Source organism: Clostridium lapidicellarium (assembly GCF_041224415.1).
GTDB classification, from domain to species: Bacteria; Bacillota; Clostridia; order Clostridiales; family Clostridiaceae; genus Clostridium_B; species Clostridium_B lapidicellarium.
The window spans coordinates 1-11,318 of the sequence record NZ_JBGFFE010000017.1 but is presented as its reverse complement, the minus strand read 5'-3'; the positions used below and the strand labels follow the sequence as shown (position 1 = coordinate 11,318).

9 protein-coding genes, 3 tRNA genes and 1 pseudogene are annotated in these 11,318 nt (G+C 36.9%); 2 read left to right on the top strand and 11 right to left on the bottom strand.

Going from position 1 to position 11,318, the window contains the following annotated elements; translation table 11 throughout:
* Nucleotides 1-71: 71 nt before the first annotated feature.
* Nucleotides 72-1,193: a response regulator gene (locus AB8S09_RS11145; protein WP_369869123.1), complete on the bottom strand. Its 1,122-nt coding sequence runs from the start codon at nt 1,191-1,193 to the stop codon at nt 72-74.
* Between the two features lie 479 nt (nt 1,194-1,672).
* On the opposite strand from AB8S09_RS11145, the gene AB8S09_RS11140 reads away from it, so the two are divergent.
* Nucleotides 1,673-2,251, top strand: coding sequence for a class D sortase (locus AB8S09_RS11140; RefSeq protein ID WP_369869122.1), 579 nt, complete (start codon nt 1,673-1,675; stop codon nt 2,249-2,251).
* A gap of 92 nt (nt 2,252-2,343) precedes the next feature.
* On the opposite strand, the gene AB8S09_RS11135 is transcribed toward AB8S09_RS11140, so the two are convergent.
* Nucleotides 2,344-4,347, bottom strand: coding sequence for an FAD-dependent oxidoreductase (locus AB8S09_RS11135; RefSeq protein ID WP_369869121.1), 2,004 nt, complete (start codon nt 4,345-4,347; stop codon nt 2,344-2,346).
* A gap of 143 nt (nt 4,348-4,490) precedes the next feature.
* On the opposite strand from AB8S09_RS11135, the gene AB8S09_RS11130 reads away from it, so the two are divergent.
* On the top strand, nt 4,491-5,366 hold the full coding sequence (locus AB8S09_RS11130) for an SDR family oxidoreductase (RefSeq protein WP_294180247.1): 876 nt from the start codon (nt 4,491-4,493) through the stop codon (nt 5,364-5,366).
* A 5-nt stretch (nt 5,367-5,371) separates the two neighbouring features.
* Here AB8S09_RS11130 and AB8S09_RS11125 read toward each other — a convergent pair whose 3' ends face one another.
* The 9 genes and pseudogenes from AB8S09_RS11125 to AB8S09_RS11085 all read right to left on the bottom strand — a co-directional run bounded on the left by AB8S09_RS11125 (nt 5,372) and on the right by AB8S09_RS11085 (nt 11,219).
* The gene (locus AB8S09_RS11125; protein WP_294180245.1) at nt 5,372-6,130 is read right to left on the bottom strand and encodes an acyl-CoA dehydratase activase; all 759 of its coding nucleotides are present in this window, start codon (nt 6,128-6,130) and stop codon (nt 5,372-5,374) included.
* Nucleotides 6,131-6,172: 42 nt separating this feature from the next.
* Nucleotides 6,173-6,424: a putative Se/S carrier protein gene (locus AB8S09_RS11120; protein ID WP_294180243.1), complete on the bottom strand. Its 252-nt coding sequence runs from the start codon at nt 6,422-6,424 to the stop codon at nt 6,173-6,175.
* A gap of 17 nt (nt 6,425-6,441) precedes the next feature.
* Entirely contained in the window at nt 6,442-7,704 is a 1,263-nt protein-coding gene (locus AB8S09_RS11115) for a double-cubane-cluster-containing anaerobic reductase (protein ID WP_294180240.1), read from the bottom strand.
* Nucleotides 7,705-7,913: 209 nt separating this feature from the next.
* A pseudogene (gene ilvA, locus AB8S09_RS11110) lies at nt 7,914-8,876 on the bottom strand (threonine ammonia-lyase); the annotation flags it as partial.
* Between the two features lie 372 nt (nt 8,877-9,248).
* Nucleotides 9,249-9,605 (bottom strand): hypothetical protein, encoded by a 357-nt coding sequence (locus tag AB8S09_RS11105; RefSeq protein ID WP_294180235.1) that lies wholly within the window; start codon nt 9,603-9,605, stop codon nt 9,249-9,251.
* Between the two features lie 73 nt (nt 9,606-9,678).
* On the bottom strand, nt 9,679-10,152 hold the full coding sequence (locus AB8S09_RS11100) for a hypothetical protein (RefSeq protein WP_294180232.1): 474 nt from the start codon (nt 10,150-10,152) through the stop codon (nt 9,679-9,681).
* Nucleotides 10,153-10,869: 717 nt separating this feature from the next.
* Nucleotides 10,870-10,946 (bottom strand) — tRNA-Arg (locus AB8S09_RS11095).
* A gap of 25 nt (nt 10,947-10,971) precedes the next feature.
* Nucleotides 10,972-11,045: transfer RNA gene (locus tag AB8S09_RS11090), tRNA-Gly, on the bottom strand.
* Between the two features lie 98 nt (nt 11,046-11,143).
* A tRNA-Pro gene (locus AB8S09_RS11085) sits at nt 11,144-11,219 on the bottom strand.
* Nucleotides 11,220-11,318: the final 99 nt, after the last annotated feature.

Genomic DNA, 11,318 nt, shown 5'->3' with positions numbered 1-11,318 from the left:
AAGCTTCACAAATTCCTCACAAATTCCTCACAAAATAAAATATGATCTTAAAGCACAAAAATAAATAATATTTACAGCTTCATGATCAAATTTTTATAAAGTCTTATAGTAGATTCTTTAGGTTTCATTTGAAGTTCTTTTTTGAATAAATCGCTCAATTTCTTATAATGCCTTACTAACTCTATTTTATTTCCCATATAAAAGCAAACCCACATCATAAGCTCATAAGCCTCTTCATCAAAGGAATTTGCAGCAATTGCTTTTTTTAAATATCTTTCCGATTTATTATAAGCTTTCAGTTCTATATAATATTTTGCTATATTTTTAGTGCTAAAAGAATAATATCTGCACAGTTTTTCATTTAATTCCATATCCCATAAATAATCGTTGCTTCCAAAAAGCATTCCCTTATAAAGTTCAGTATTTTTTTCCCAATCAACTATATTTTCATCATTCACCGCAGAATTACTTTCAACAAAATTTTCAAATTCCCAGCTGTCACAATAAAAATTTTTCAGTTCCATACCATATTTTCCATTTTCATAACGTACTATATTTCTTATACCTACATTTCTTAAAACAGATCTCAATCTATATATAGTAGTGTACAAACTATGTTCAGCTTTCTTAGGATAGGATTTCGGCCAAAGTATATCACAGAGTTCCCATTTACTTATGTATCTACCTTTTTTACATATCAAATATGCAAACAGTTCCTGCACCTTTGCAGTAGACCACCTGGTAACTTTCTTTCCTGAATTACTATATACTTTAAAAGATCCTAAGATAAACACCTTGTGCTTTTTTCTATATTCAAAACTTTCTTCTATAGCAGACTTATTTTTAAGTAGTCTGTTTACTGTAGCATCTAAATCCCCTTCCGTAATTGGTTTTAAAATATAGCTTACTGCACCTACTTTAAAAGCATCCAAAGCATATTTTTTATAAGCAGTCACAAAGACTATCTGTATATTTTTATTGAAACTTTCTATTTTCCTTGAAAGTTCAATGCCATTTATAAATGGCATTTCCGCCTCTAGAAAAACCACATCCGGTGAAAATTTATATATACCTTTCAATGCTTCTTTAGAGTCCGTATACTCACCTACTACTTCCAAATATTCGTTTCTCTCCATCATTAGCTTCATTAATTCTAATATTGGTTTTTCATTTTCTACAATTATAGTTCTCATCTATCATTCCCCCCGCAAAACTATATAATGGCAGTGCCCCTCTCTTTGACACTACACACATATTCATATTTTTCAGTTTAAGCTCAAACACTAATCTAAAAATGGTATTAAAAATAAGATTAATAATAATACAAAAATTAATATAATTCTTAATATAATTTTATCAAATTTCAGTACTTTTTTTAAACATATGATAATTCAAAGATTATTAAATTACTTTTTATTGAATATAATATATACTTTTTATTACTTACTTATAATATTTATTATATACTTTATAATAGAGTTAATCATATATTCAAGGCAAATATATACTAATTAATCTATTATGTAGCAACGTTATATAGTATAAAATTACAATTATATATCACAAAATTTTATCATATTAAATTTTGAATTAATTCAAGAAATATAATTGGTTTTTTAATATACTTATATTTTTATTTAAAATTTATGTAGCTTAAGAGGGGGATAATTCAATGAGAAAAATAACAGGTTTTATATTTATTCTCATAGGTATTTTTATACTTTTATATGCACTGGGAGCCAAATATTGGACAATGTACAAACAAAATAATATGGTAAAAAACTACGAGCAGAAAACTAAAGAACATAAAGGGAAAGTCAAAATTTCCAAAGATAGTACCGATTCTTCTGTAAATTACGGTACGGTTGGTATTCTCATCATACCAAAAATAGATTTAAAAGTTGCAATAGGCGAAGGAACAGATATGACTACGTTGAAATATGCCGTGGGACATTTCAAGGGAACTGCAATGCCCGGAAAAAAGGGGAATTTTGCCCTGGCAGGCCACAGAAGCTATACCTTCGGGCAATATTTTAACAGATTGGGAGAATTAAAAGTAGGAGATGAGATCATGGTGGAAACGGTAAATGGAGTCTATAAATACAAGGTATACAATACAAAAGTTGTTCTTCCAGACGAAGTGGATGTATTGAATTCCACCAACAATGCAACTATGACTCTTATTACTTGCACTCCCATAAGGGTAGCCACCCACAGGCTCATAATAAGTGCAAAACTAGCGGTTTTTTAATAATTGGTTGCTAATTCCAAATTGAATTTTTAAGCATAAAAACAAAACACCCTACTCAAAATAAATTTTGAGTAGGGCACTCAATTTCAGAATCAGCAATTAAGTCCTATTTCATTTCCGCTCCAAATTGCATCCATTATATTGGCAGTTTCATAGGCGTCTCCTACAAGATACAAATCTGCCATTTTTCCGTTTAGTTTATTATAGAGTTCCCTGTCAGGCTTAAAGCCGACGGCAATTACGACGCTATCTGCAGATACATCCTGTTTCCTGAAACTGCTGTCAATAAGCAGCGCCCCTCTTTCAGTCACTTCAAGCAGAGAATTTCCCGTAATGATCTTTACATTATATTTTTTCAGGAGATCCACCAGCATTATCTTATTCATGTGCGGTATTGGCTTTCCTGCATTCAATATGGTGTCCCTGGCCTCAACAACAGTGACTCTTTTGCCCTGTTTTGCGAGGTAAAGGGCAGTTTCACACCCCACAAGTCCGCCGCCAACCACAAGTACATTCTCTCCTACCTGTTTAGTGCCGTTTAAGATTTCAACTGCAGTTGCAGTCCTGCTGCCTCCCATACCTGGCAAATTGAGTTTTATATCCTTCGCACCGGTTGCAACAATCACAACATCGGGACTTTCCCTTTCCACCATATCCTCTGTCACCTCAGTATTGAATACTATTTTAATCTCAAGCTCCTTCATTTCATTTCTATACCAGTCAAGGAGCCTCCTGTCATCAATTTTAAAATCCGGAACCGATCCAGGGATAACTTCCCCGCCCAATTTGTCAGTGCTTTCATAAAGCGTAACGTCGTGTCCTCTCATCGCTGCAATCCTGGCAGCTTCCATTCCAGAAATTCCACCGCCTACAACCATCACTTTTCTGGGTTTACATACAGGCTTTATCTCGTAATATCTCTCTCTCCCGGCTGCAGGGTTCACAGTACAGCACAGCGGCTTTCCCTCGAATCCCCTTCCAAGACACCCTGTATGGCATCCAATACAGGGACGAATTCTTTCAGGGTGATTTTTCAGAACCTTTTTAGGCCAGTAGGCATCACAAAGAAGTGGCCTTCCAAGCCCTATCATATCTGCAGCACCATCCTCAAGAGCCTTTTCCGCAAGATCGGGATTCCCAAGTTTACCTGCAGCTATAACCGGGATACTGACGGCTTTTTTCAATTCCTTCGTGTAGGGCAGATACAGACCGTCTTTCTGGTAAAGAGGTGGATGCGACCAATACCATGCATCATATGTACCTAAATCGGTATTGAGTTCGTCATATCCAGCCGCCTCAAGTATTTTTGCGGCCTCAATTCCCTCTTTCAAATCCCTTCCTTTCTCAACATATTCCTCACCCGGAAGTCCTCCCTTCCTCCAGTCCTTTATGCAGCTCTTTACACTGTATCTCAGCCCCACAGGAAAATCCCCGCCAACTTCATCCTTTATTCCACGGACTATTTCTATCGGAAGCTGCAGCCTTCCCCTCAGATCTCCGCCATATTTGTCAGTCCTCCTGTTAAATATGGAAAGAGTGAACTGATCCAACAGATACCCCTCATGTACTGCATGTATCTCAACGCCGTCAAAACCCGCCTGTCTGGCAATTTCAGCACCCTCAACAAATTTCTCCACTATCCATTCGACCTCCGAAGTGGTAAGAGCCCTGCAGGTAACTGTAGGATCCCAATAATTGGGAATATCAGAAGCTGAAACGGGCTGGGAAGTCAGGAGTGTCCCCGGGGCACCGCTTCTTCCAAATCCCATGGTAAGTTGTAAAAATATTTTTGAATTATAGGCATGAACTCTCTCCGCCATCTCCGAGGATGTCATAAGAAATCTGCCCGGATTTATAGAAATAACGGGAATTATACCGGGTACAACCTTATCCAATTCATTTTCCACCTTGGTAATACTGGTTATAATAAGACCCGTTCCCCCTTTTGCCCTCTCCACGTAATAGTCTACGGCCCTCTGATTGTAGCATCCTTCATTGTCCACAAGCCCAAAAGCTCCCATAGGAGCCATTGATATCTTATTCTTTACTTCCATTTTTCCTATTTTAATAGGTTGAAACAAGGATCTGCTCTCCATAATTGATCTTTTACCTCCTGTATATTTTAATTTCATCTGACTTTATATTTTCCATTTTTAGCTTAAATATACTATGGAATATTATTTTTATAAATTAAACATACTACTACTGAATATCCAGAATAACAGGAGGTTTTTTATATATGAACAGCAATTTTTATTTAAATTTTACAAAATCCATACCCCAGCAAAAACAAGACAGGCAACCCGGTGCGGAACATAAGATGAACCCAAGACCCATAAGTGAAAATCCCGAATACAGCGGTTCCGGCAGATTGAAAGACAAGACAGTTCTGATTACAGGAGGGGACAGCGGCATAGGCAGGGCCGTTTCCATAGCCTTTGCCAAAGAAGGTGCAGATCTGGCAATAGTATATTATGATGAACATGATGATGCCGGAGAGACAAAAAAAATCATAGAAAATTCAGGAAGGAAATGCCTCCTTATTCCCGGAGACATAACAGACAGCAGCTTCTGTAAAAGTGCCATCAAAAAAGCCATGGAAAACTACGGCAAAATAGATGTGCTGATAAACAACGCGGCGGTACAATTTCCACAGAACAGCATTGAAGATATAACAGAGCAGCAGCTGGAAAGAACTTTCAAGACAAATATCTTCAGCATGTTCTATATTACAAGTGCCGCACTGCCGCATTTCAAACCAGGCTGCTGCATAATAAACACAACTTCAATAACAGCATACAGGGGAAGCAAAGACCTAATCGACTACTCCTCCACCAAGGGTGCAATTGTATCCTTTACCCGCTCCCTGGCACTGTCACTTATAGGAAATAATATAAGAGTAAATGCTGTGGCTCCGGGACCAATATGGACACCTCTCATCCCGTCTTCCTACAGTCCGCAAAAAGTAGGCCAGTTTGGCTCAACTGCCCCCATAGGCAGACCCGGTCAGCCGGTGGAGCTGGCATCTGCCTATGTATTTCTGGCTTCACCCGAAGCTTCCTATATTACCGGCGAAACCATACATGTAAATGGAGGTGATTTCATAGGAGGCTAAACTCACTAACTGTTCAACTTTTCAGCTGCAAGTGCCGCACCGATGGCACCTGCATACCTTCCATATTTATGGCTTTTAACAGGACGTTTAAGTTTTTTTGAAAGAGTTTCCATTATATATCTGTTGTCGCTGAGACCCCCTGTTAAAAAATAAATAGATCCGTCTCCGTGTTTCTGGCAAAGAGATTTTACCTTGCTCGTAATGGAGTCTATTATACCAAATGCTATATCCTCCCTTTTTCTTCCGCTGCTTATAAGGCCTATTATTTCCGATTCGGCAAATACAGTACACATAGAACTTATGGTTATACCGGAACCATGCCCGGCCATTTCACACAGTTTATCTATTTCCAGTCCGAGAGTACCAGCCATGAGCTCCAGAAACCTTCCTGTACCGGCGGCACATTTATCATTCATGGTAAAATCAGTTACCCTGCCGCCTTTTACGGTAATTACCTTGGTATCCTGTCCCCCTATATCAATTACAGTACAGTCATTTTTAAAGAGGTAGAAAGCTCCTTTTGCATGGCATGTAATCTCAGTTATTGTCTTATCAGCATAGGGAACAGATATCCTTCCATAGCCCGTGGCAACTATTTTACAGTTTTCCTTTATAAGACCAATTTCTTTCAAACGCAGTTTTATGTCGCCGGCGACCTTGACACTGCTCCAGCCCGTGGGAAGTACAAGCAATTTTTTGATTTTGCCGTCAAATACGCAAACTTTTGAGGCCGTGGAGCCTATATCTATACCTACATAAACCATAAAATACCACCTTTATCCGAAAAATAACTATTATAACAACTTCTACAAATATGGATTGACTATTTTTTTATTAACGCAGTGTAATCCAAGAGTTTTCACACCGTGCCCATCTATCAATGCCTTTATTCTCCCTTCATCTTTCACATTATACATTATCGATATCCCGCAGCAGGATGAAATTTCCCTCGGGGTAGGTACAATTGTATATCCAAGTCCGTTTTTCTTCAACAGTTCTTCCATTTTAATACCTTCTGTATGGTTCGGGAACAATATATAATACCTTACAGTATCCACACCACCAACTCCTTGATTTAAATCATCTCCAAAAATGCCTCAACTCTAGTTTTTATCTGGCCGGAATCTTCTGTGGAATAGTCCGTTTCTATCTGCATAACAGGTATGTTTTGTTCTTTCAAAGCCTTTTCCACGGCCCTGTGTTCTACGGCATACGTATGACAGAAAGAAAGGTTGGCATCTATTACTCCATCTACATTATATTCACCTGCATATTTTATTATATCGTCAATTCTTCCCGTATTTGGTGTAAAACAGGCACAGTTTATCTTCATATATCTATCCGCTATATTTCCAATCAGATCCTCAAGTGTGTCTCCATTTTCATCTACTTCATTTTCGAAATACCTTGTACCGGTACAGGTTTCCTCCACTACTATCTGTGCATTTAAGCTCTCTATGATGGAATGAAGTTTCCAATTCGGGAGTGCCATGGGGGTCCCCGTTATCATAATTCTCTTTTTTCCCTCATCTTTTATTTCATTTTTGACTCTTTCATCCAATTCATCACAGAGTTCATTCAATTTTTCCGTAAATCTCTCCGGATCATCAAAAAAGGCAATCTGAGATACCAGAAGCACATCCAAACCACTTATCGGAGAAGGTTTGTGTTTTCTCAAATCGTACAATCTCTTCAAAGCCCTTCTCTTTAAATTCGTAATTTTTATGCTCTTTCTCAAACTGTCAACGGTAACTTTATTTCCGGTAAGTTCCTCCATTTTACCTATAAAATCTTTTATTTCATCTATCCACTGGTCATAATCCTTGTCCCTCTTCATCTGGGGCAGTTCCATAACATGAACCGGGACATAATTTTTCAGCACTTCCCAGGCTTTCTTTTTCCCATCACAGGTTGTCTCTCCAATTATCATATCACAGGATTGAAAATAAGGGCATGTCCCTCCAACTTTGGCTCCCATAAATGCTTTTATTAAAGGACATATATTTCTCGGTAAAACCTTTTCACCATCTTCAACCCAAAACTGGGATCCTGCACAAAGCCCTACTCCTATTGCTTTTACCGCAAGTATAACTTCATCCGGTACAAATACACAAAAAGTTCCCACTACTTTCCCGCCGTTTTTCTTATGCTCGTCCAATTCCTCAATTCTAGAACCATGTATTTCCGCCAGCACTGAATTAAAGTAATTCATTCCCGCAGGCCTGTCTTCCTGAGTGAGATATGTCCCTTCATATAACTTAGGAAGTACCGCACATAACTGATCATGTTTCTCCAGATCAACTCCAAGCTTACTCCAAAGTTTTCTATAATCCGCCAATTTTATTCCCTCCTATAATTTGATACAAACTAACACACTTCTATAGTATCATAAATAAATCCCCACACTTATTCCATTATATTATGATCAAATTATCAATTATCAATTTTTGTTATATAATGTTTGAATATGGGGAATATAAAAAAAGTGCTGTAAAATTATTTTAAAAGTAATTTCACAGCACTCATCTATAATTATTGTACTTTTTTCAATTCTTTCTCTATTATTTTTGCAACAGAAGCTATATCCACATTTCCACCGCTAACGAGTCCAACTACATTTTTGTCTTTTACTCCACTTATTTTTCCAGCAAGTAAAGCTGCCAGTGGTAATGCACCTGCACCTTCGGCTATCAATTTATTCCTCGCCATCAATGCAAACATCCCAAATTCTATTTCATCTTCACTTACAGTCACTATTTCATCTACATATTTCTTTATATATTCAAAACATTTGTCTCCCGGGGTACAAACAGATGTACCGTCAGCTACAGATACCGCACCCGGCAGCGTAACTACTTTTCCCTGCTCTATTGAAGCTTTTGCAGAAGCTATGATCTCAGGCTGCACTCCTATAACTCTTATGGAAGGCTTTATGGATTTAACTGCTGTAGCAACACCCGATATCAATCCGCCGCCGCCTATTGGAACTATTACCACATCTGCTTCAGGCAGTTTTTCCAATATTTCAATTCCTATAGTTCCCTGACCTGCCATTACATCAACATCATTATAGGGATGAACAAAAGTAGCACCTGTTTCCTTTTGAACCTCTACTGCTTTTGCATAACACTCGTCATAAACCTTACCTGACTGAATTACTTCGGCACCATATCCTTTGGTAGCTTCAACCTTTGCTTTGGGTGCAGTAACCGGCATAACAATTGTTGACTTTACTCCAAAAGATGTAGCCGCATAAGCAACTCCCTGGGCATGATTACCTGCTGAAGAAGCTATAACTCCCTTCTTCTTATCCCCTTCACTGAGACTGACCAGTTTGTTGTAAGCTCCCCTTAATTTAAAAGCTCCTGTTTTTTGTTTATTTTCGCATTTCAAATACACATTACAGCCGCACTTTTTGGAAAAAGTGCTGGTGTAAAAAAGAGGAGTTTCTCTTACCACATCTTTGATATTTTCCTTAGCTTTTTTGATCTTTTCTAGATTTAGTTCCATAACCTATTCCCCCCTGTTAATTTGTATAATTGTTTATAAGCCTTCAAATATATATAACTGTGCATTAAAAAAATTATTTATTTAAAATGTCCCACGATATATACATTTGGGTATTCTATTTGATAAACGTTTTCAACACGATATATGTACGTAATGTTCTTACATATATATAAAAATGTAAATTATACACATATCATTTATTATTTCAAGTCTATAATAACATATAAATTTAATTTTATCAATTTGTTTATATCATATTTTAAAATCAGTGAATTAAATATTTCTAAATAATAAATATGTGAATTAAAATAAGCTATCTCAAGAAAAATTTGAGATAGCCCGCATATTCATATAAGTTGAGAAATTATTTGATTAACCTTCCTCCAATGCCCATCCTCTCACGTCCTCATATAATTTATTCATGGTCTCAGGTATGATTTCGTTTTTCAAGCACTTCATCTTTTTATCAATATCTTCTTTATTTTTTAAATTTTTGTATTTATTGCAGTCAATTCTTAAAATCTCCAGCTCATTCCCCTTTGAAACTTTTTCCAGTGCGTACTTTTTATCTTCAAAATATATGTCAGTATTTCCAAAGGCATCAATAGTCAGTATGCCTTCTTTCCCCTCCTCGTGGTGTCCTGAGATCGCCTTTTTAAATAATTCATTAAGTCCCCTTTCAACTTTATCTCTATTCTTCTCTAAAACTTTTAACCATTCCCTATACACGTAAAACAACTCCTCCCCATGTATTTTATTTAATTTTATCACAAAAACTTCCTGATCTCCATAAATGAATTCCCTATTTGTTTCGATACGGATTTTGCATGTTATATATAATTTGTTTCAGATGCAAATTTTCCTTCTGTAATTGAGTCAGCTGCTGCCATAATTTAGACTGTGTCTCCTTAAGTTCTTCAATCTGAAACAATTTTTCCTTTATTTCACTGTTAGTATCACTGCATACCTGCTTATTTATAGCATCTAACTCTTCCTGCGTAAGATCCGGCAATAGCTGCAGCAGCCTTTTATCCATCTCACTCTTTTTAATATCACCTGATTTCCGCTTGGAATTGAATTCATCTTCCAAAACGTAATACATCCCTTTTGCCAAAGTAAGGGCATGATTATAATTGTCCATATCTTTCCTGGCTATGAAAGATCTCCTCTGCTCTTCTATTACATCTGAAATCTTTTTGAGGACATAACCTCCTATAATTCCAACCACACCCAAAATAAACTCTAATAATATGCCGAGCAGCTGCTCCTTCATCATAAAACCTCCAAACAAATACTTTTAATACAGAATATGCGGAAGGTCAGATGAAATATTATATACAATTTCAAATAAAGTAGGCATCCTAAATGACGGATGCCTACTTCATGTACACAAAGAGTTTATTTTTTTATACTTTTAATATACACATAATTTGTTACAGCAGGATATTTTTCCTGTTAAGTTCTTGTTAAAACATCCATACTATAACGCAATGTTATTCCTTAAATTACCAGTATAATATATAGAATTATACGCATTCTATGTTATGTAGGTACTTCAATGTATTTAATTATTTATCGAGTACTTATTGCTTACTTTACACTGGGGATTTTATCCCCGGTGTTTAAAAAAAACTCATACTGTAATAAACCTCATTCCAGGGATCTCCATCCCTGGCCTTTTCTTTATATAAAATAAACATCCTAAATGACGGATGCCTATTTTATATAATTTATAAATTTTAAGGAGCTTAGTTTATGATGGGTTGTATCAATTTTACCGTGCCCTTCAACCCACAGGCACCAATTAGCACTTGCAATTATATTTAAAGGGGACTATTCATTTGCATGAACTAAGGTTATCCCTTAGAACACTTTCAATTATATACGGTATTTATTACAATTTAATGTCATATTAATAAACTATTTGTTAACACGTATAAAAAAATAAAAAAGAGACTTACATTTCTGCAAATCCCTTAATATCAATGATTTATGGTGCGCCCAGGGAGATTCGAACTCCCGGCCTCTGGATTCGAAGTCCATCACTCTATCCAGCTGAGCTATGGGCGCACAGTATTCATTTCAAAAATACAAATGGAGCGGGTGAAGAGAATCGAACTCTCATAACTAGCTTGGAAGGCTAGCACTCTACCATTGAGTTACACCCGCAAATCTATTGTGAGGTAATTGCACAAACATGCGAACTTACCAGGATTTTAAAATTTCTTCTCCCTAAAACTAAACAGTAAGAAATGAATGGTAGGAAATGGTCGGGGCGACAGGACTTGAACCTGCGACCTCATGGTCCCTAACCAAGCGCGCTACCACCTGCGCCACACCCCGACATTATGAAATTATAATGTGTGATGGTGCGCCATCGGGGACTCGAACCCCGGACAACCTGATTAAGAGTCAGATGCTCTACCAACTGAGCTAATGGCG

Excerpts from the sequence above, each read along its gene's own strand:
- AB8S09_RS11135 (WP_369869121.1), bottom strand. The coding sequence starts at position 4,347 with ATGGAGAGCAGATCCTTGTTTCAACCTATTAAAATAGGAAAAATGGAA.
- AB8S09_RS11145 (WP_369869123.1), bottom strand. The coding sequence starts at position 1,193 with ATGAGAACTATAATTGTAGAAAATGAAAAACCAATATTAGAATTAATG.
- AB8S09_RS11140 (WP_369869122.1), top strand. The coding sequence starts at position 1,673 with ATGAGAAAAATAACAGGTTTTATATTTATTCTCATAGGTATTTTTATA.
- AB8S09_RS11130 (WP_294180247.1), top strand. The coding sequence starts at position 4,491 with ATGAACAGCAATTTTTATTTAAATTTTACAAAATCCATACCCCAGCAA.
- AB8S09_RS11125 (WP_294180245.1), bottom strand. The coding sequence starts at position 6,130 with ATGGTTTATGTAGGTATAGATATAGGCTCCACGGCCTCAAAAGTTTGC.
- AB8S09_RS11100 (WP_294180232.1), bottom strand. The coding sequence starts at position 10,152 with ATGATGAAGGAGCAGCTGCTCGGCATATTATTAGAGTTTATTTTGGGT.